At 72.1% G+C, this 20,716-nt stretch carries 17 protein-coding genes; 6 read left to right on the top strand and 11 right to left on the bottom strand.

Annotated elements, in window-relative coordinates:
* Window positions 1-49 precede the first annotated feature (49 nt).
* The 5 genes from LOC65_RS04050 to LOC65_RS04030 all read left to right on the top strand — a co-directional run bounded on the left by LOC65_RS04050 (window position 50) and on the right by LOC65_RS04030 (window position 8,283).
* Complete coding sequence (locus tag LOC65_RS04050) at window positions 50-1,873, top strand: ABC transporter transmembrane domain-containing protein (protein ID WP_009858124.1); 1,824 nt, start codon at window positions 50-52, stop codon at window positions 1,871-1,873.
* Window positions 1,874-2,027: 154 nt separating this feature from the next.
* Entirely contained in the window at window positions 2,028-3,206 is a 1,179-nt protein-coding gene (locus LOC65_RS04045; RefSeq protein ID WP_009858125.1) for an HD-GYP domain-containing protein, read from the top strand.
* Window positions 3,196-6,924 carry a PAS domain-containing sensor histidine kinase gene (locus LOC65_RS04040; RefSeq protein WP_230246729.1) on the top strand — a complete coding sequence of 1,243 codons (3,729 nt, stop codon included), beginning with the start codon at window positions 3,196-3,198 and terminating at the stop codon, window positions 6,922-6,924. The genes LOC65_RS04045 and LOC65_RS04040 overlap by 11 nt, the downstream gene beginning before the upstream one ends.
* A 37-nt stretch (window positions 6,925-6,961) precedes the next feature.
* A complete protein-coding gene (locus LOC65_RS04035) occupies window positions 6,962-7,783 on the top strand; it encodes a thymidylate synthase (RefSeq protein ID WP_230246728.1) in 822 nt (273 codons plus the stop codon).
* A 2-nt stretch (window positions 7,784-7,785) separates the two neighbouring features.
* Complete coding sequence (locus LOC65_RS04030) at window positions 7,786-8,283, top strand: dihydrofolate reductase (RefSeq protein WP_230246727.1); 498 nt, start codon at window positions 7,786-7,788, stop codon at window positions 8,281-8,283.
* Window positions 8,284-8,459: 176 nt separating this feature from the next.
* Here LOC65_RS04030 and xth read toward each other — a convergent pair whose 3' ends face one another.
* From xth to LOC65_RS03975, 11 genes are all read right to left on the bottom strand, one after another.
* On the bottom strand, window positions 8,460-9,236 hold the full coding sequence (xth, locus tag LOC65_RS04025; RefSeq protein ID WP_230246726.1) for an exodeoxyribonuclease III: 777 nt from the start codon (window positions 9,234-9,236) through the stop codon (window positions 8,460-8,462).
* Window positions 9,237-9,283: 47 nt separating this feature from the next.
* Window positions 9,284-10,177 (bottom strand): hypothetical protein, encoded by an 894-nt coding sequence (locus LOC65_RS04020; RefSeq protein WP_230246877.1) that lies wholly within the window; start codon window positions 10,175-10,177, stop codon window positions 9,284-9,286.
* Window positions 10,178-10,182: 5 nt separating this feature from the next.
* Window positions 10,183-11,706: a WG repeat-containing protein gene (locus LOC65_RS04015; protein WP_230246725.1), complete on the bottom strand. Its 1,524-nt coding sequence runs from the start codon at window positions 11,704-11,706 to the stop codon at window positions 10,183-10,185.
* 57 nt (window positions 11,707-11,763) lie between these two features.
* Entirely contained in the window at window positions 11,764-12,486 is a 723-nt protein-coding gene (locus LOC65_RS04010; RefSeq protein ID WP_230246724.1) for a hypothetical protein, read from the bottom strand.
* A 315-nt stretch (window positions 12,487-12,801) separates the two neighbouring features.
* Window positions 12,802-14,271, bottom strand: coding sequence for a nitrogen regulation protein NR(I) (gene ntrC / locus LOC65_RS04005; protein ID WP_009858578.1), 1,470 nt, complete (start codon window positions 14,269-14,271; stop codon window positions 12,802-12,804).
* Window positions 14,272-14,370: 99 nt separating this feature from the next.
* Window positions 14,371-15,396 carry a nitrogen regulation protein NR(II) gene (gene glnL, locus LOC65_RS04000; protein WP_206026560.1) on the bottom strand — a complete coding sequence of 342 codons (1,026 nt, stop codon included), beginning with the start codon at window positions 15,394-15,396 and terminating at the stop codon, window positions 14,371-14,373.
* 53 nt (window positions 15,397-15,449) lie between these two features.
* A complete protein-coding gene (locus LOC65_RS03995) occupies window positions 15,450-15,947 on the bottom strand; it encodes a hypothetical protein (RefSeq protein ID WP_009858576.1) in 498 nt (165 codons plus the stop codon).
* 99 nt (window positions 15,948-16,046) lie between these two features.
* Window positions 16,047-17,462: a type I glutamate--ammonia ligase gene (gene glnA / locus LOC65_RS03990; RefSeq protein ID WP_230246723.1), complete on the bottom strand. Its 1,416-nt coding sequence runs from the start codon at window positions 17,460-17,462 to the stop codon at window positions 16,047-16,049.
* Window positions 17,463-17,684: 222 nt separating this feature from the next.
* Window positions 17,685-18,479 carry a molybdopterin-binding protein gene (locus tag LOC65_RS03985; protein ID WP_009858574.1) on the bottom strand — a complete coding sequence of 265 codons (795 nt, stop codon included), beginning with the start codon at window positions 18,477-18,479 and terminating at the stop codon, window positions 17,685-17,687.
* On the bottom strand, window positions 18,476-19,339 hold the full coding sequence (locus tag LOC65_RS03980; protein WP_009858573.1) for an EI24 domain-containing protein: 864 nt from the start codon (window positions 19,337-19,339) through the stop codon (window positions 18,476-18,478). The genes LOC65_RS03985 and LOC65_RS03980 overlap by 4 nt, the downstream gene beginning before the upstream one ends.
* Window positions 19,340-19,382: 43 nt before the next feature.
* The gene (locus LOC65_RS03975) at window positions 19,383-20,198 is read right to left on the bottom strand and encodes a TIGR00266 family protein (protein WP_230246722.1); all 816 of its coding nucleotides are present in this window, start codon (window positions 20,196-20,198) and stop codon (window positions 19,383-19,385) included.
* Between the two features lie 142 nt (window positions 20,199-20,340).
* On the opposite strand from LOC65_RS03975, the gene crcB reads away from it, so the two are divergent.
* Complete coding sequence (crcB, locus tag LOC65_RS03970; RefSeq protein WP_009858571.1) at window positions 20,341-20,712, top strand: fluoride efflux transporter CrcB; 372 nt, start codon at window positions 20,341-20,343, stop codon at window positions 20,710-20,712.
* Window positions 20,713-20,716: the final 4 nt, after the last annotated feature.

The raw sequence follows: 20,716 nt of genomic DNA, 5'->3' as shown, positions 1-20,716 counted from the left end.
CCGCCCCGCCGCGAGCGCCGTTCGGCGGCGCTGCCTACACTGCGCGGCGATGGCTTCCACCCCCACCTCCCCGGCGGCGCGTGCCGCCGACGACGCGGCGCCGGCGCGCCGCGTGCGTTCGCTCTCCGGGCTGCTGCCCTTCGTGCGGCCGTACCGCGGCCGCGTCGCGCTCGCCGGGCTGTTCCTGGTGCTCGCCGCGGCCAGCACGCTGGCCTTCCCGGTGGCGCTGAAGTCGCTGATCGACCAGGGGCTGGTCGCCGCGGACCCCGGTGAACGCGTGATGGCGCTGCGCGGGCACTTCCTGGCGCTGTTCGCCGTCGGCGGCGCGCTGGGGCTGTTCTCGGCGCTGCGTTTCTACATGGTCACCTGGCTGGGCGAACGCATCACCGCCGACCTGCGCAACGCCGTCTACGCCCACGTCGTGCGCCAGAGCCCGGAATTCTTCGAGACCACCCAGACCGGCGAGGTGCTCAGCCGGCTGACGACCGACACGACGCTGGTGCAGACCGTCGTCGGCTCCAGCCTCAGCCTCGGGCTGCGCAACACGGTCATGGGGCTGGGCGCGCTGACGGCGCTGGTGGTCACCAACCCCTGGGTCATGACCCAGGTGCTGGGCATCCTGGTGCTGGTCGTGCTGCCGTCGATCTACTTCGGCCGCCGCGTGCGCAAGTTGAGCCGCGCCAGCCAGGACCGCGTCGCCGACTCCAGCGCCATCGCCGCCGAGGTGCTGAACGCGATCCCCGTCGTGCAGGGCTACGTGCAGGAGCGGCGCGAGTCGGCGCGTTTCGACGCCGCCACCGAGAGCGCCTTCGACACCGCGCGCCGGCGCACCGTCGTGCGCTCGCTGCTCGTCGGCTTCATGATCACCGCGACCTTCGGCGCGCTGGTCTGGGGCCTGTACCAGGGCACGCAGGCGGTCATCGAAGGCCGCATCAGCGCCGGCCACCTCGGCCAGACGGTGGTTTTCGTGATCATCTTCGTCGGCGCGGTGGCGGTGCTGTCCGAGGTCTGGGGCGAGCTGCTGCGCGCCGCTGGCGCGACCGAGCGGCTGATGGAGCTGCTGGCGGCGCGTTCGCCGGTGGCCGACCCGCCGCGGCCGCGTGCGCTTCCGCCGACCTCGGGCGGCTCGGCGGTGCGGCTGGACGGCGTCACCTTCTGCTACCCGTCGCGGCCCGGCCAGCCCTCGCTGGCGGAGTTCTCGCTGGACGTGCGGCCCGGCGAGACGGTGGCCCTGGTCGGCCCCAGCGGCGCCGGCAAGAGCACGGTGCTGCAGCTGCTGCTGCGTTTCTACGACGCCCAGGCCGGGCGCGTGTCGGTCGACGGCGTCGACGTGCGCGAGGCGGCGCTGGCCGATCTGCGCGGGCGCATCGGCATCGTGCCGCAGGACAGCACGGTGTTCTCGGCGTCGGCGCTGGAGAACATCCGCTATGGCCGCCCCGACGCCAGCGACGCCGAGGTCATCGCCGCGGCGCGCGCCGCGCACGCCCACGAGTTCATCGAGCGCCTGCCTGAGGGCTACGCCAGCTTCCTCGGCGAACGCGGCGTGCGCCTGTCCGGCGGCCAGCGCCAGCGCGTGGCGATCGCACGCGCGATGCTGAAGAACCCGCCGCTGCTGCTGCTCGACGAGGCGACCAGCGCGCTGGACGCCGAGAGCGAGCGCATGGTGCAGGCGGCGCTGGAGACGGCGATGGCCGGGCGCACGACGATCGTCATCGCCCACCGCCTGGCCACCGTGCTGCGCGCCGACCGCATCGTGGTGATGGACGGCGGGCGCATCGTCGACGTCGGCACGCACGCCGAGCTGGTGGCGCGCGGCGGGCTGTACGCGCGGCTGGCGGCGATGCAGTTCGAACTGGCGCCGGCCTCGGTCTGATGGAGGGGGAACGCCGGTTGCGGACGGACGCCGCCAGGGCAAGAATGCGGCGAGCTCCCGAAACGCAGGTCTTTTGCCCCGACCGGCAGCGACCGTTAGCCCCTAAGCTGCCGGCAGTGCCCGCACCGAGCGCCCTGCCCGAGAGGAATCCGACTTGCCTGCCGCCCTGTCCCCGCCGTCCGGCCCGGAGACGATCCTCATCGTCGACGACGAGCCGGCCAACCTGAAGATCCTGGCCACGATCCTCGGCGACAAGGGTTACCGCGTCATCGCGGCGTCCAACGGCGAGACCGCGCTGCGCCTGGCCGAGCGCCCGCCGCTGCCGTCGCTGATCCTGCTCGACGTGATGATGCCGGACATGAGCGGCATGGTCGTGCTCGAGAAGCTGCGCGAGAACCCGGCCACACGCGCCATTCCGGTCGTGATGGTCACCGCGCTGGGCAAGGAGCGCGACGAGGAAACCGGCCTGAAGGCCGGCGCCTCCGACTACATCAAGAAGCCCTTCAGCCCGCTGATCCTGCTGGCGCGCGTGCGCTCGCAGCTCGACGCGGCGCGCCTGCGCGGCCTGCTGCGCGACGAGCTGCAGCGCGAGAAGCAGCTGCGCGACCTCGAAGGCGACCTGATGCAGACGGTCGTCATCCGCGCGCTGGCCCACCTGGCCGAGACCCGCGACCTGGAGACCGGCAACCACATCCTGCGCACCCAGAAGTACGTGCGCGTGCTCGCCGAGGACCTGCGCAGCCACGGCTGGGACCTGTCGGACTCGACGATCTCGCTGCTGGAGCGCTCGGCACCGCTGCACGACATCGGCAAGGTCGGCATCCCCGACGAGGTGCTGCTGAAGAAGGGCAAGCTGACGCCGGACGAGTGGGTGACGATGAAGCGGCATGCCGCCATCGGCGCCGACGCGATCACGCGCGCCGAGGAAGACGTGCAGCAGGAGGTGCGCCAGCGCTGGCAGGACGGCGAGATCGACGACAAGACACGCAACCTGCTCGACTGCCTGCGCATCGCCAAGGAGATCGCCCACCGCCACCACGAGCGCTGGGACGGCAGCGGCTACCCCGACGGCCTGGCCGGCGAGCAGATCCCGCGTTCGGCGCGGCTGATGGCGCTGGCCGACGTCTTCGACGCGCTGATCTCCAAGCGCTGCTACAAGGACGCTTGGGACTACGGCCAGGCGCGCGCGGTGATCCTCGAAGGCCGCGGCACGCACTTCGACCCGGCGGTCGTCGAGGCTTTCGAGCGCTGCTACGACGAGTTCTGCCGCATCGCGACGACCTTCGCCGACCCGAAGGACGCTCAGGACGAAGCCGCGGATCGTGCCCCCTGAAGGTTCCGGGATCGCCGGCGCGCGGCGCCGCTCGCGCCTGACGGCGCTGCGCACCGCGCTCGTCTACGCCGGGCTGGCCTCGCTGTGGATCCTGCTGTCGGACCGCTGGGTCGAGCGCCTGATGTCCGACCCCGAGGCCCGCACGCTGGCCAGCATCACCAAGGGCTGGGTCTTCGTCGCCGTCACCTCGCTGCTGCTGTACGTGCTGGTGCGGCGGCTCGCGCCGGCCGGAGACACCCGGCGCCCGCCCGGCAGCCGGGGCGATCGCCGGCTCGCGCTGATCGTCGGGGCGACCGTCGCGGTGCTCGCCGCGGCCGGCCTGGCGCTGTCGCTGCGGCAGCAGCAGCACGCCGCCGTGCAGGCCCTGCACTCGGTCGCCGAACTGCGCAGCGCCCAGGCCGCGACCTGGGCCGCGGCGCGTCTGGCCGACGGCGACCGGGTGCGCGAGATGCAGCCGTCCCGGCTGAAGGAACGGCTGAAGCTGCTGCAGGAGGAACGCGGCTACGTGGCCGCCGCGCTGCTGGACCCGCAGTGGCGTGTCGTCTGGAGCTCCGGCGCGACGCCGGACGCGCCGCAGGACACGCCGGCCGCAACACAAGACCGCCCACGGCTGCTGGGTCCTCAGCTGGACGCCGAGGGCGGGCCGCACCTGACGCTGCTGGTGCCGCTGGCGCCCGGCCAGGCCCCGCCGGGCGGCTTCGCGATGCTGCAGCTGGCCGCAGCCGACCTGCCGCCGCTGGCCCTGGGCACCGGCAGCACGTCGGCGGACGGCATCTCGACGGTGCTGGTGCGCCGCGACGGCGCCGACCTGGTCTATTTCGGCTCGCCGTCGCGCAAGGGCTTCTCCGTCTGGCGGCGCCCGGCCGAGGCCGGCGCGATCGCGGCGGCCCCGGTGCCCGCCGGGACCGTGCTGGAGGGCAGCGACGAACGCGGCTCGCCCGCGCTGGGACTGCTCGCGCCGATCGCCGGAACCCCGTGGAGCCTGCTGACGCGGCTGGACCGCACGACGCTCGAGCGCCAGCGCTGGCAGGCGGCCTCGGGCGTCCTGCTGGCCGCGCTGCTGGCCGGCTTCGGCGCCGCGGCACTGCTGGCGCTGCGGCGCCAGCGCGAGGCCCTCGAACGCCACGAGTCCGAACGCCGCCGCCAGGCCGAACGCATGGAGGCGCTGGCCGTCGTCGAGGCGATCACCGACAGCTCGCCCGACATGATCTTCGCCAAGGACCTGCAGGGGCGTTACCTGCTGTTCAACCGCGCCGCCGAGCGCCTGACCGGCCACGCCCGCGAGCAGGTGCTGGGGCGCGACGACTCGGTCGTGTTCCCGCCCGAGGTCGTCGACCGCCTGCAGGCCGACGACCGGCGCGCCCACCAGGGGCCCATCGAGTTCGACGAGGTCCTGCCGACGGTGCAGGGGCCGCGCGAGATGACCGTCACCAAGGGCCCGCTGCGCAACCGCGGCGGCGAGCTGATCGGCGTGTTCGGGATCACGCGCGACATCACCGAGCTGAAGAAGGACCGCGCGCTGCTGGCCGAGAGCAGCCGCATCGCGCGCATCGGCGGCTGGAGCTACGACGGCGACAGCCGGTCCATCGCCTGGACCGACGAGATCCGGCACATCGCCGAGGTCGACGGCGACATCCCGCCCGACCTCGCGTTCACGATGCAGTTCCTGGGCACCGAGGCGCGCGAGCAGCTCGAGGCCGCGCTGACGGCCAACCGCGACCGCGGCACGCCCTTCGACGTCGAGCTGCCGGTGCGCACCGCGCGCGGCCGCGAGCGCTGGGTGCGCATCGTCGGCCAGCCCGAGTTCGACGGCCGGCGCGTGCTGGCGGCACAGGGCTTCGTGCAGGACATCACCGAGGCCAAGACACTGCGGCTGGAGCTGGACCGCCACCGTGCCGAGCTCGAACGCCAGGTGCACGAGCGCACCGCCGACCTGGAGATCGCACGCGCCCGCGCCGAGGCCGGCATGCGCGCGCGCGACGCCTTCATCCGCATCATCAGCCACGAGCTGCGCACGCCGCTGCACCAGATCCTGAACCTGGCGCCGCACCTGCACCGTGGCGACGGCAGCCCCGAGGAGCCCTTCGTCGAGGCCGCCGACCGCCTGGCCGAGATCCTGGAGGACGTGCTGACGCTGTCGGAGCTGGAGGCCGGCGGCGTCGTGCCGCGCGTGCAGGACTTCGAGCTCGGCGCGCTGCTGCACCAGACACGCGAGCAGGTCGAGGCCGAGGCGCGGCGCAAGGGCCTGGCGCTGACGGTGGACGCCGGCAGCGCGCCGCTGTGGCTGCGCGGCGACCCGGCGATGCTCGGCCGGGCGCTGGGCAACTACGTCAAGAACGCGGTCAAGTTCACCGCCGAGGGCAGCGTGCAGGTCGTCGCGCGCCGTGTCGCCGAGGACGCCGAGGGCGTGACGCTGCTGCTGGAGGTGCGCGACACCGGCCCGGGCATCGACGCGGCGCTGCAGCCGCGGCTGTTCGGGGCCTTCGAGCCCGGCGACGTCTCGATGACGCGCCGCCACGGCGGCGCCGGCCTGGGGCTGGCGCTGACGCGGCGCCTGGCCGAGTTGATGAAGGGCCAGGTCGGCGTCAACAGCCGGCCCGGCAAGGGCAGCCGCTTCTGGCTGCGCCTGCACCTGCCGCGTGGCCGCGACGCCAGCGCACGGCCGGTCGGGCAGCTGTCGGTCGAGGCCATGCTGCGCGCCCGCCACGCCGGCGCGAAGGTGCTGGTGGTCGACGACGACCCGGTCAACCGCGAGAGCGCCTCGGCGCTGCTCGGCGCCGTCGGCCTGCAGGTGCTGCTGGCCGAGAACGGCCGCGAGGCGGTGGAACGCACGCTGGCCGACAGGCCGGCGCTGGTGCTGCTGGACCTGCAGATGCCCGAGGTCGACGGCCTCAGCGCGGCGCGCGAGATCCGCCGCCGCGGCGCGACGATGCCGATCCTGGCGCTGACCGCCTCCGACGTCGAGGACACGCTGGCCGAGTGCCTGGCCGCCGGCATGGATCACCACGTGCACAAGCCGGTCGAGCCGCGGACGCTGTACGCCACCCTGCTGCACTGGCTGGGCAGCGGCGGGCCGGTGGCCGCGGCGGCGGCGGCGAGCGCTGCGGCAGGCGACGGCGACGCGGCGGCGACACCGCCGGACTCCTGGCCGCTGCTGCCGGGTGTCGACGGCCCCGACGCACTGGAGCGCTGCGGCGGCAACGTCGGGCGCGCGCTGTCGCTGCTGCGGCTGTTCGTGCGCACGCACGCCGACGACGCCGAGCGGCTGCAGGCCCTGTGCGAGGCCGGCCGCTGGTCCGAGCTGCGCCAGCTGTCGCACGCGCTGCGCGGCGCGGCGGGCAACGTCGGCGCACGCGACGTCCACCTGAGCGCGACCCGGCTGGAGAGCCTGCTCGACGAACGCGCCCCGGTGGCGGCGCGGGGCGACGCGACCCGCGGGCTCGCCGACGCGCTGCGGACGCTGGTCGCCGGCGTGCACGCCGTGCCCGACGCGGCCGCCGCGCCGCCACCGCCGCCGCCGACGTTCGACTCGGCGATCGCCGTGTCCGGGCTGGCGCTGCTGCTGGCCTCGGGCGACACGGCCTGCGCCGGCTACATGGCCGAGCACGAAGCCGAGCTGCGCCAGTCGCTGGGCGCCGAGTTCGACCGCCTGGCCGACCTCGTCGAGACCTTCCGCTTCGACGAGGCGGCGACGCTGCTGGCCCAGCGGGCGAACTGAGCCAGGCGCCGCGGCCGCGGCGCGGATAATCGGCGCCATGACCGTCAAGACCCAGCGCCCGGTGCGCTCCCAGTACGAGGATTTCATGCGCCACGTCGACACGACGGGCGTGCACAAGAGCGACCGCACCGGCACCGGCACGAAGAGCGTCTTCGGCCACCAGATGCGTTTCGACCTGTCCGAAGGCTTCCCGCTGGTGACGACCAAGAAGGTCCACCTGAAGAGCATCATCCTCGAGCTGCTGTGGTTCCTGCGCGGCGACGGCAACGCGCGCTGGCTGCAGGAGCGCGGTGTGACGATCTGGGACGAGTGGGCGCGCGAGGACGGCGACCTGGGGCCGGTCTACGGCGTGCAGTGGCGCAGCTGGCCGACGGCCGACGGCGGCACCATCGACCAGATCGCCGAGGCCGTGCGGCTGCTGAAGACCGACCCGGACTCGCGCCGCATCGTCGTCAGCGCCTGGAACGTCGCCGAGCTGCCGAAGATGGCGCTGATGCCCTGCCACGCCTTCTTCCAGTTCTACGTCGCCGACGGCCGGCTCAGCTGCCAGCTCTACCAGCGCAGCGCCGACATCTTCCTCGGCGTGCCGTTCAACATCGCCAGCTACGCGCTGCTGACGATGATGATGGCCCAGCAGTGCGACCTCGAGCTCGGCGACTTCATCTGGACCGGCGGCGACTGCCATCTCTACAGCAACCACGCCGAGCAGGTGCGGACCCAGCTCGCGCGCACGCCCTTCCCCTACCCGACGATGGAGATCCGCCGCCGCCCGGCGTCGATCTTCGACTACGAGTACGAGGACTTCGTGCTGCACGACTACCAGCACCATCCCGCCATCAAGGCACCGGTCGCGGTCTGACGATGACGACGCTGGTTCTGGTCGCCGCCGTCGCGCGCAACGGCATCATCGGCCGCGACGGCGTGATGCCCTGGCATCTGCCCGAGGATCTGGCGCACTTCCGGCGCACGACGCAGGGGCTGCCGGTGCTGATGGGCCGGCGCACCTGGGAGTCGCTGCCGGAGCGGTTCCGCCCGCTGCCGGGGCGGCGCAACATCGTCGTCACGCGCCAGGCCGGCTGGGTGGCGCCGGGTGCTGAAGTGGCGGCGTCGCCCGAGGCAGCGCTGGCGCTGATGGCCGACGCGCCGCGGGCCTGTGTCATCGGCGGCGGCGAGCTGTACGCGGCGCTGCTGCCGCGCGTCGACGAGCTGGTGCTGACCGAGATCGACGCCGACTTCGACGGCGACACCCGGCTGCCCGCGACGCTGCGCGACGGCTTCACCGAGGTCGCGCGCGAGGCGCACCAGGCGGCGGCACCGAACGACTTCGGCTACGCCTTCGTCACCTACCGCCGCGGCTGAGGCATGCGGGGAATGCTGGGGTCAGGTCTCGCAAGGAATGCTGGGGTCAGGTCTCGCAAGACCTGACCCCGTCTTTACGGCGGCGGAGGAAAGCTGAGACCTCTCGAAAGCCGAGAAAGCTGGGGTCAGGTCTCTCGAGACCTGACCCCGCCTTCGCTGCCCCCGCCTTCGCGCCGTCAGCCGAGCTCGACCCAGACAGGCGCGTGGTCGCTGGGCTTTTCGCGGCCGCGGATGAAGCGGTCGACCTCGGCGGCCTTGAGCCGCGCGGCGGCCGGCGCGTTGAGCAGCAGGTGGTCGATGCGCAGCCCGGCGTTGCGCTCCCAGCGCTGGCGGAAGTAGTCCCAGTAGGTGTACATCGCCGCGTCGCCGTGCAGCGTGGCCAGGGCGTCGGTGAAACCCAGTTCCAGCAGGCGCTGGTACGCCTGGCGCGACTCGGGCTGCAGCAGCGCGTCGTTCTGCCAGCCCTTGGGCGAATAGATGTCGCGCACCGCGTCGGTCGGCACGACGTTGTAGTCGCCGGCCAGCACCACCGGCGCGTCCAGGCCCACGAGCGTCGCCGCGTGCTCGAGCAGGCGCTGCATCCACTTCAGCTTGTAGTCGAACTTCGGCCCCGGCTGCGGGTTGCCGTTGGGCAGGTAGAGCGCACCGACGATCAACTCGCCGACCTGGGCCTCGAGGTAGCGGCTGTGCGTGTCGTCAGGGTCGCCCGGCAGGCCGCGAAGGCGCTCGACCGGCTGCTGCCCGCGCGCCAGGACGGCGACGCCGTTGAAGCCCTTCTGCCCATGCCAGATCGCGCCATAGCCGGCGGCCTCGATCGCCTGCAGCGGAAAGGTCTCGTCGGAGGTCTTCAGTTCCTGCAGACAGGCGACGTCGGGGGCGGACTCGGCCAGCCATTCGAGCAGCCGCGGCAGGCGCGCGGTGATGCCGTTGACGTTGAACGTGGCGATCTTCATGCGGGCGATCGTAGCGAGTCCGCGCCACGCGCGTCCGCGCAGCGACGTCAGCGTGCCGGTGCCGAGGCCTTCAGCCAGCGCCGCGCCGCCTCGGCGTCGGGCCCCTGCGCGCCGGCCTGCTTCAGGTAGGCCTGCAGCCTGGCGCGGCCGTCCGCGGTGCGGCCGGCCTTCATCAGGCTCAGGCCCCAGCGGTAGGTGAAGACCGCGGGCAGCGGCTCGCCGACGGCGGCGATCTTCTCGAACAGCGGCAGCGCGCCGGCATGGTCCTCGGCCAGCAGCCGGGCCTTCAGTTCGTCGCGATAGACGGCGAGGCGCGCGGCCGGGGCCATCCAGCGCGGCGTGCGCGCGGCCAGCGCCGCGAACTGCTCCGGGCTCGGCTTGATGCCGGCCGGCCCGTCGGCGCGCGGCAGGGTCAGCACCAGACGCACGGTGGCCGGCTGCGGCGTGCCCTCGGGCAGGCGCTCCAGCAGCGGCAGCAGCGCCACCGAGACCGTGCCGCCGCGCACCGGCACGACGGTGGCGACGCTGGCGATCGTCGCGCCGGCCGCGTCCAGCGCCTGCAGCGAAGCCGGCGCATCGAAGCTCTCGGAGCTCGCCACCGACTGCCAGCGCGTGCGCCCGGTCGGCTCCTCCTCGTAGCGCGTGCGGCCCAGGTCGGGGATCCGCGGGCGGTCGCCGCTGCAGCCGCCGTCCGGCGCGTTGCAGGTCCATTCGAAGCGGTAGCGCGTGCGCTCGGACTCCTGCTCCAGCCGCCTCTCGACGACGATGGCCGACACCGTGTCGCCGTCCAGGTGACGCCGGTCCAGCGCCAGCGGATACGGGCCGTTCACGGCCTCCCAGCGGCTCTCGGTGCCCTTGGGCACCCACATCGGCAGGTAGTCGGCGGCCACCGCCGGTGCGGCGGCGGCCAGCAGGATCAGCAGCGACAGCAGGCGACGCATCGTCTTCACCGGCTCAGGCAGAGCTCGCCGCGTTCGGTCCAGGTCCGAACGGTGCGCAGCTCGCGGCCCTGGCGGTCGATCTCGAGCTGCTCCCAGTCCTCGCGGTAGCTGTCGCAGCGCCCGCTGCGGCCGGCCAGCCGCGTCACGCGTGCGACGCCGGCGGCGAACGGCTCGGCACGCCGGTAGCGTGCCGGCACCACGACCCGGCCCTGGGCATCGACATACCCCCAGGCACCACGTTCCGCGAACGCGGCCAGACCGTCGGAGAACTCCGCCAGGTCGTCGTAGCGCGGCGCGAGCACCCAGCGGCCGTCGGCGTCGACCAGGCCCCAGCGCTCGCCGTCGCTGGCCGGCGCCAGGCCCTCGGCAAAGCGGCGCAGCGCCTTCCAGCGGCCTTCGCCGACGATCTGCCCGTCGCGGTCGACGAGCCGCCAGACCTTGCCGTCGTGCACGCCGCCGCGGCCGTCGGCGAAGGGCAGCACGGCCTGCCAGCGCGGCTCGACCCGGGTCTCGCCCGACGGAGCGCGGTAGCCCCAGCGGCCGCTCGCGGCATCGCGGAAAGCCTCCAGGCGGCCGACGCAGCGCTGCGCGGTCGCCAGCGCCGCCGCCGCGGCGGCAGCGAAGCTGGCGCCACCGGAGTCGAGGTCACGCGCGCCCGCGCAGCGCAGGCGCTCGACCTGCTGCCGACGGGCCTCGGCGCGTTCGGCCTGCTGGCGGTCGGCGGCGGCGTCGCGCTCGCTCGCCGCCGCCTGGCGGCGCGGCAGCACCTCGGCATCGACCTCGTCGAACATCGCGCTCATCGGGTCGGCAGCCGCACCGCGGCGCCCCTGGCGGCGGCGCTCCAGCTCGCGCGCCTCCTCGTCGGCCAGCACGCGTTCATCGAAGGCCCGCAACGCATCGACGTCCAGCGTCAGCCGCAGGGTGTCGAGCTGATGGGCGCTGGCGCGCAAGGTCGTGCCAGGGTCGGCCAGGAAACGGCGCGCTTCGTCGGCCGGCAGCCAGTGGTCGGCGCCTTGCAGCGCCTTGTCGCCGTCGAGCCCCGGCACGCGGTTCAGCAGCAGGCGGCCCCACGGCGGACTGCCGGGCACGTTGAACGACGGCCGCGGGTCACCCTCGGGGTAGGCGGCGCCGATGTCGCAGACGATCCAGGCCGTGTCGACGCGGCCACCGCCCAGCCGTCGGTCCAGCGGCACGACGAAGCGTGCCTCGGTGAGCGCGACACGCTTCCAGGCGGCCGCCGGCGTGTTGGAGCGGATGTGGTCGAAGACGCGGTCACCGCTGCGCGGCGTCTTCAGCTGCACGGTGCCGAGCTTCCAGGTGGCCGTGCAGAAGACCACCGGTTCGCCCATCAGCGTCCAGACGCGCGCGTTCAGGTCCAGGCGCACCGTCGCCCAGCTGCCCTCGTCCAGCCGCGGCGCGAGCTCCAGGCGCCAGCTGCGCTCGAGGTCGACGACGGGGCCGGTGGGTGCGGCGGAGGCGGCAGCACCGCAGCTCAGCAGGGTCAGCAGCAAGGCCAGGCGCGGGCGCATGGCCGGATTCTTCGCACCCGGCCGGCGCGGCGCCCTGACCTGCCGCAGGCCGGGGCGTCAGCGAGGCTCGGGAATCAGCGCGAGCGCGCCGAGCGCGTCGGCCATCGACTTGTCGATCCGACGCAGCAGCCCCAGCCGGATCCCCTCGCGTTGCTCGGCGCTGTAGTACTCCAGCCCCGGGAGGAAGGGCAACTGCGGCGTCTCGCCGTACTCGCACGGGAAGTCGCCGCCCCACTCCCAGGCGATCTCCTGGCCGGTCTTCACGTCCAGGACGTCGATGCGATAGGCCGCGTAGACGCAGCGCCGCATCAGGTTGAGGAACGAGCGCTCCATCATCCCGTAGCCGGGCGCGAAGAGGACACGCTCCTGCGACGTGGCGGTGCCCGGACGGATGACCAGCAGGCGATCGACACCCTGGCGCGCGGCGATCGCCAGCAGTTGCTGCGGGCCGTCGACCCGCAGGCGCTCGATGACGAGGTCGCGACGGTCCAGCGCCGTGGCTTCGAATCTCGACCGCTGACGCAGCAGCTCGATGGCCTTGTCGGTGGCGTACGCATCGACCTGCCACTCGGGAACCTTGACGCTGTAGCGCGCGTTCTGGAACACCGTCGTGCCGATGCGCAGGCCATGGAACTCGTCGCCCAGCAGCGAGACGACACCGATGCGCCGAGTCTGGGTCAGGTCCTCTCCGGAGACGGGGCGCTTGCCGCCGAGTGCGGCGCAGCCGGAAAGAAGCGAGACGAGAGCCCAGCAGGCAAGCAGTTGCAGCGAGCGACGCATGGCGGCGTGACGAGTGAGATGCCGAGGAGGCCGGCATGATCGCCTCCCGAACGGTCCTGCCGATCGCGGGGTGGCGACGGCATCCACCGCCGGACGGACCCCGCCGCTGACCTCGCGCGTGAAATCGCGCTCGGGCCTGAATGAGGCGTAGCAGGCCTTCCGGCCGTTAGCATTCAGCCCTCGCGCGTGAAATCGCGCTCGGGCCTGAATGAGGCGTAGCAGGCCTTCCGGCCGTTAGCATTCAGCCCTCGCGCGTGAAATCGCGCTCGGGCCTGAATGAGGCGTAGCAGGCCTTCCGGCCTGCTACGTCCTCATTCAGTCCTCCAGGCCGAGTTCCTGGATCTTGCGGGTGATCGTGTTGCGGCCGATGCCCAGCTTCTGCGCCGCCTCGATGCGGCGGCCGCGCGTGAGGTCCAGCGCGGTCTGGATCAGCCGGCCCTCGAACTGGCGCGTCAGCACGTCCCAGACCTCGGGTTCGCCGGACTCGAGCCGGCGGCGCGCCTCGCGCTCCAGGTCGGCCAGCCAGCCCGGCGTCGTGGCCTCGACGACCGGCGGCGCGGCCGTGGGCACCGGTGCCGCCGGCACGGCCCCGTCCGGAGCCACCGCCGCCACCACCGCGGACCGCAGATCGGGGCCGGCCAGCAGCTCCGGCGGCAGGTCCTTGGCCTCGACGACCTGCGCCGGCGCCATCACCGTCAGCCAGTGGCAGACGTTCTCGAGCTGGCGCACGTTGCCGGGGAAGTCGAACCCCTGCAGCCGCGCCACCGCCGAGTCGGTGATGCGCTTGGCCTCGACGCCGAGTTCACGCGCGCTCTTCTGCAGGAAGAAGCGGGTGAGCATCGGGATGTCCTCGCGGCGCTCGCGCAGCGCCGGCAGGCGCAGCCGGATGACGTTCAGGCGGTGGTAGAGGTCTTCGCGGAAGACGCCGTCCTTGACGCGCTGCTCGAGGTTCTGGTGCGTCGCGGCGATCACGCGCACGTTGGTCTTCAGCGGCTGGTGGCCGCCGACGCGGTAGAACTGGCCGTCCGAGAGCACGCGCAGCAGCCGCGTCTGCAGGTCGAACGGCATGTCGCCGATCTCGTCGAGGAACAGCGTGCCGCCGTCGGCCTGCTCGAAGCGGCCGCGGCGCATGGTCTGAGCGCCGGTGAAGGCGCCGCGTTCGTGGCCGAAGAGCTCGCTTTCCAGCAGGTCCTTGGGGATGGCCGCGGTGTTGATCGCGACGAACGGGCCCTGGCCGCGCGGGCTGTGCTTGTGCAGCGCACGCGCCACCAGCTCCTTGCCCGAGCCGCTCTCGCCGGTGATCAGCACCGTGACGTTGCTCTGGCTGAGCCGGCCGATGGCGCGGAACACGTCCTGCATCGCCGGCGCCTGGCCCAGCATCTCGGGCACGGCCTTGTCCACCGTCTCGCGGACCTCGTCGCGCAGGCTCTCGTCGACGGCGCGGCGGATCAGCTCGACGGCCTTGGTCAGGTCGAAGGGCTTGGGCAGGTACTCGAAGGCGCCGCCCTGGAAGGCCGAGACGGCGCTGTCCAGGTCGGAGTAGGCGGTCATGATGATGACCGGCAGCCCGGGCAGCCGCGCCTTCACCTTGGACAGCAGGTCGATGCCCGAGCCGCCGGGCATGCGGATGTCGCTGACCAGGACCTGCGGCTCGTCGTCGTCGAGCGCGGCGAGCACGTCGCGTGCGCCGCAGAAGCTGCGCACGGCGAACTGCTCGCGCACCAGCGCCTTCTCCAGCACGAAGCGGATCGACTGGTCGTCGTCCACGATCCAGATCGGTTTCATCGGCCCCCCCGTAGCGTCTTCGAACCGGCAAAGCCGGATCCGCGGCGGCAGCTTGGCCACGTTACATGCGTCAGACGGGCGAGGATCATTCGGTCGGATTCAGGGCAGAGGAATCAGCAGCTTGAACACGGTCCGGCCCGGAACGCTGTCGCATTCGATCGTGCCCTGATGCTGCTGCACGAAGGTCTGCGCCAGCGTCAGCCCGAGGCCGGAGCCGTTCTCGCGTCCCGACACCAGCGGGTGGAAGATGCGATCGCGGATGTCCTCGGGCACGCCCGGCCCGTTGTCCTGGATATGCAATTCGAGTGCCAGCCGGAAGCGCTTGCGCCCGAAGGTGACCTGGCGCGCGACGCGGGTGCGCAGCACGATCTCGGCGTCGCCGGCGGCGATGCGCTCGGCCAGCGCCTGCGTCGCGTTGTGGGCGATGTTCAGCACCGCCTGGATCAGTTGCTCGCGGTCACCGCGGAACTCGGGGATCGAGGTGTCGTAGTCGCGCTCGACGGTCAGCCCGCGCGGGTACTCGGCCATCACCAGCGAGCGCACGCGCTCGCAGATCTCGTGGATGTTGACGTCGCCGACGACGTGCGGCCGGCGGTGCGGCGCGAGCAGCCGGTCGACGAGCGCCTGCAGCCGGTCGGCCTCGTGGATGATGACCTGGGTGTACTCGGTCAGCTCCCTGGACTGCACGTCCATCGCCAGCAGCTGCGCCGCGCCGCGGATGCCGCCCAGCGGGTTCTTGATCTCGTGCGCCAGGTTGCGCACCAGTTCCTTGTTGGCCTGCGCCAGCCCGTGGGCACGCTCCTCGCGGTCCAGCCGGGTCTGCTGCTCGACCTCGATCAGCTCGATCAGCACGCGCTCGGCATGGTCCATCTGGCCGACGATGACGTGCACCGGCAGCTCGGCCGCCGGCCCCAGCGAGGCCGGACGCTTGAGCACGGCGTCGAAGCGGCCGCAGGAGACCTCGCCGCGCACCACCGACTCCAGCGTCTCGCGCAGCCGCGTCGGGTCGACGAGCCAGTCGAAGACGCTGCCGCGGCGCAGCGTGCGCCGCGACTGGCCGATCAGGTTCTCCAGCGTCGAGTTGACGAACAGGCAGCGGCCGTCGGCCGCGCCGATGCCGACCATCGTCGCCAGGTAGTCGAAGGCATCGAAGCCTTCGAGCGCCTCGTGCTCGCCGCTCACGGCAGCGAGACCTTGTTGAGCTCGCGCCGGATCGCCGCGAGGTCTTCTTCCTTGCGCTCGATCTGGGCCTTCAGCGAAGCGGTGCGGTCCAGGTACTTCTGGTAGTTGCGCTCGTCGCCGCGGCGCTCGGGCTGGCCGTCGTTGTATTCCTTGCGCAGCTCGGCCAGGCGCTGCTCCTCGCGCTGCAGTTCCTCCTGCAGGATGCGGCGCGCGTCGCTGTCGCGGGCACGCTGCTCGGCGGGGTCGACGCGGCTGTCGGCCGGCCGGGCGGTGGACGCCGCCGCCGCAGGCGCGGGCCGGCGGGTCTGCACGATCGTGATCGGCGAGCCGTCGATCGTGCGGCAGCCACGGTCCTTGGCCTGCTGCGGCGTCAGCATGTTGGTGTAGCTCTCGGGATTGCCGGGGCAGCGGTAGACGGGGCCGCTGTCGCCTTGCGCGAACGCGGCCGCCGACGTCAGCAGCAGCGCGAGGCCGGCACCTGGCCGACGGAACATGGGCATTACCTCCGTGCGATGGATTGTGGCGCGCCCAAACGAAGAAGGGACGGCAAGCCGTCCCTTCCGCAGACCGTGACGCGCGAGCGCCGCCGGACTTTAGATGCTGTAGTACATGTCGAACTCGACCGGATGGGTCGTCATGCGGAAGCGCGTGACTTCCTGCATCTTCAGGTCGATGTAGGCGTCGATGTACGAATCGGTGAACACGCCGCCCTTGGTCAGGAAGGCGCGGTCCTTGTCGAGGTACTCGAGGGCCTGGTCGAGGCTGTGGCAGACGGTCGGGATCTTCGCGTCCTCTTCCGGCGGCAGGTGGTACAGATCCTTGGTGGCGGCTTCGCCCGGGTGGATCTTGTTCTCGACGCCGTCCAGGCCGGCCATCAGCAGCGCGGCGAAGCCCAGGTACGGGTTCATCAGCGGATCCGGGAAACGCGCTTCGATGCGGCGGCCCTTCGGGTTGCTGACGAACGGGATGCGGATCGAGGCCGAGCGGTTGCGGGCCGAGTAGGCCAGCTTGACCGGCGCTTCGAAGCCCGGCACCAGACGCTTGTAGCTGTTGGTGCCCGGGTTCGTGATCGCGTTCAGCGCACGGGCATGCTTGATGATGCCGCCGATGTAGTACAGCGCGAACTCGGACAGGCCGCCGTAGCCGTCGCCGGCGAACAGGTTCTTGCCGTCCTTCCAGACCGACTGGTGCACGTGCATGCCGGAGCCGTTGTCGCCGACGACGGGCTTGGGCATGAAGGTCGCGGTCTTGCCGTAGGCGTGCGCGACGTTGTGGATCACGTACTTCTGCAGCTGCAGCCAGTCGGCGCTCTCGACGAGCGTGCTGAACTTGGTGCCGATCTCGTTCTGGCCCGGGGCCGCCACTTCGTGGTGGTGGACTTCGACCGGGATGCCCAGCGACTCGAGGATCAGGCACATCTCCGAGCGCATGTCCTGGAAGCTGTCGACCGGGGGCACCGGGAAGTAGCCGCCCTTGACCGCCGGACGGTGGCCCATGTTGCCGCCGTCGAGCTCCTTGCTCGTCGACCACGGGGCTTCTTCCGACGTGATCTTCACGTGGCTGCCGTCCATGCCGACGTGCCAGTGGACCTGGTCGAAGATGAAGAACTCGGGTTCCGGACCGAAGAAGGCGGTGTCGCCCAGGCCGCTGCTCTTCAGGTAGGCCTCGGCACGCTTGGCCAGCGAACGCGGGTCGCGGTCGTAGGGCTTGCCGTCACCCGGCTCGAGCACGTCGCAGGTCAGGATCAGCGTCGGCTCTTCGTAGAACGGGTCGATGTTGGCGCTGCTGGGATCGGGCATCAGCAGCATGTCGGACGCTTCGATGCCCTTCCAGCCGGCGATCGAGGAGCCGTCGAAGGCATGACCGGCGGTGAACTTGTCTTCGTCGAAAGCGGAAACGGGCACCGAGACGTGCTGTTCCTTGCCGCGGGTGTCGGTGAAGCGGAAGTCGACGAACTTGACTTCGTTCTCCTTCACCAGCTTCATCACGTCGGCAACGGTCTTTGCCATTCAGATCTCCTAGCGGGGGCTCGTGGAAAGGGTTTGGTCTGATCGGGGCGACCTCTCGGTACTTACCCCGAAAGGCGCGCACCAATGTAGCAGAAGGTGTGCCAGCCACCAGGGGGCCGGCGCAGGCCTGAAGCAGGCCGAGGGGCGCGCCACGACGGGGTCACCGACGGTGCACCGCCACGGAATCGCTGAGCGCACCAACAAGGTGCGCACCTTGGTGCATCAACGCACCATTTCGTCGCCAAGGCGTGCACCATGGGCCACGGCGCCGGCGCGCAGGGCCTCGAAGGCGGCGTCGACGATCTCGCCGCGGCCCTTGACGCCCAGCTCGATGTGGCGCCCGTGCAGAGGGTGGTCGACGCTCGGCAGGCTGAAGACCTTGACCGGCGCGAAGCGGGTCTCGATCTCTTCCATCAGCGGCGTCAGCGTCGACTCCATCGACCCGAAGACGAGCACCGAACGCTCGCGCAGCGCCACATCCTGGTGCAGATGGGCATAACGCCCGTCGAGCACCGACTCGACCATCGGCCAGGCCATCACCGGGAAGCCGGGCACGAAGTGCACGTGGCCGACCGAGAAGCCGGGAATCTTGTTGTACGGATTGGGAATGATCGCCGCACCGGCCGGGAACACGCCCATGTTCAGCCGGCGGGCGTTGTCGGGGCGGTCGGGCTCGTAGGGCTCGCCCTGCTCGGCGGCCATCTCGCGGATGCGCGCGAGGATCAGGTCGCGCGCGTCGGGGTGCAGCGACAGCGGCACGCCGAGCGCGTCGGCGGCGGCCTGGCGCGTGTGGTCGTCGGGCGTCGCGCCGATGCCGCCGAACGAGAACACCAGGTCGCCGCTGGCGAAAGCCTGGGCCAGCGTCTCGCTGATGCGCGCGCGGTCGTCGCCGACGTAGCGCGCCCAGGCGAGCGCCAGGCCGCGTGCGGCCAGCATCTCGATCAGCCTGGCCAGGTGCTGGTCGCGGCGTTTTCCCGAGAGGATCTCGTCGCCGATGATGACGGTGCCGATGTTCATGGCGGTGGCAGCGGGGCGGGGTTGACGGGCACCGGCGGCTCGGCCACCGGCAGGTCGAGGGCGGCGGACTCGCGCCGCAGCCGGTCCAGCGCGTCGAGCGCGAAGTGCGCGAACCAGGCCGACGCGAACGCGAACACCAGCGTGTACAGCCAGACCGAGGCGACGATCAGCACCGGCGCCAGGATCAGCGTCGCGGCGCTGACCGCCCACAGCAGCGTCGGCGCCGCGCCGAGGTAGCCGCAGACGACGCCGATGGCCAGCAGCGGCCAGCGCTGCCCGGCCATGATGCGGCGGCGCTCGTCGGCGTCGGCGTGCGCGGCCAGCACGTCGAAGGTGTAGACGCGGTAGGTCAGCCAGCCCCAGATCAGCGGCGGCAGCACCAGCGCCAGCGGCGGCAGCAGCCACAGCGGCAGGCTCGCCAGCAGCGCGACGACGGCGACCAGCGTCGCCCACAGCGACCAGCCCAGCCCCTGCCACCAGCGCCCGCCGCGGCGGCGCTCCAGCGCCGGGAAACGCCGCGCCGCGACCAGGTCGACGATCGCCGGCGTCACCAGCAGCGCCACCAGCAGCAGCGTGACGACGATCAGCGCCGGCACCGCCAGCGCGACGACGACCAGCGGCGCCACCAGCGCATGCAGGCCCTGGCCGCCCATCGAGTCCAGCCAGCTCAGCGCCGCCGACACCAGTGCCCACTGCTCCAGCGTCGCACGCACCGCGTCGACCGCCGGCTCCCAGAACGCCCAGCCGGCGAACCCGGCGGCGCCGCCGGCGATCAGCAGCGGCAGCAGCGACCAGAGGATGACGCGCGGATGCAGGCAGTAGGCTGCCGCCCGCCAGAAGGCGTCGAGCAGCCGCGTCATCGGGCGGCCCGGGAGTCGGTGGACGGGCGCGGCGGCACGGCGTTTACTCCTCGTCGCCGCCGAAGATGCCGCCGAGCACGCCGCCGGCGGCGGCGAACGGCAGCACCGAGCCTTCCTCGCGCGAGCCGCCGCGCTGCGGCGCCGCGGCGAAGATGCGCGAGGCCAGGCGCGAGAACGGCAGGCTCTGCAGCCAGACCGTGCCCGGGCCGGTCATCTTGGCCAGGAACAGGCCTTCGCCACCGAACAGCGCGGTCTTGATCTTGCCGACGTACTGGATCTCGAAGTCCACGCCCGGCGTGTAGGCGACGACGCAGCCGGTGTCGACGAGCAGCGTCTGGCCGGCCTGCAGCTCGCGGCGAACCACGGTGCCGCCGGCGTGCACGAAGGCCAGGCCGTCACCGTCCAGGCGCTGCATGATGAAACCTTCGCCGCCGAAGAAGCCGGTCGACAGCTTCTGCTGCAGCGCGATGCCCAGCGACACGCCGCGCGCGGCGCAGAGGAAGGCGTCCTTCTGGCAGATCAGCGTGCCGCCCATCCTGGACAGGTCCATCGGCAGGATCTTGCCCGGGTACGGCGCGGCGAACGCCACCCGCTGCTTGCCGGCGCCCTGGTTGGTGTAGACGGTGGTGAACAGCGACTCGCCGGTGACCAGGCGCTTGCCCGCCGACAGCAGCTTGCCGAACAGCCCGCCGCCGCCGTTCTGGCGGCCGTCGCCGAACACCGTGTCCATCGTGATGCCGGCATCCATGAACATCATGCTGCCCGCTTCGCCGACCGCCGCTTCGCCGGGATCGAGCTCGATCTCGACGAACTGCATCTCCGAGCCCTTGATCTCGAAGTCGACGACGTCCATTGCCATGGTGGATTCCTCTCGGGAACGATAAGAGTTGATTCGGCGGCGATGGTACCGAAGCGCCTGCGGCGGCAGCTTGACGCCCCCGGGCACGCCGATAATGCGCCGCCATGTCCGCGCCCGCCCTGCCTCGCCGATGATCGGCTCGATGCTCTCGATCGCGCTCGGCGCCGCGCTCGGCGCGCTGCTGCGCTGGTGGCTGGGGCTGGCGCTCAACGGCCTGTTCCCGACGCTGCCGCCGGGCACGCTGGCGGCCAACCTGCTGGGCGGCTACCTGATCGGCGTGGCGCTGGCGCTGTTCGCGCACCACGTCACGCTGCCGCCGGAGTGGCGGCTGTTCGCGATCACCGGCTTCCTCGGCGGGCTGACGACCTTCTCGACCTTCTCGGCCGAGGTCGTCGTGCTGCTGCAGCAGGGCCGGCTGGCCTGGGCCGGCGCGACGGTGGCGGTGCACGTCATCGGCTCGGTGCTGATGACGCTGGGCGGCTTCGCCACCTACGAGGCGCTGCGCCGCGCCTGAGCGC

This window comes from Rubrivivax sp. JA1055 (assembly GCF_020966565.1).
GTDB lineage: Bacteria > Pseudomonadota > Gammaproteobacteria > Burkholderiales > Burkholderiaceae_C > Rubrivivax > Rubrivivax benzoatilyticus.
Note: the sequence above shows the minus strand (reverse complement) of the source record. Positions and strands in the feature narration are given on the sequence as shown.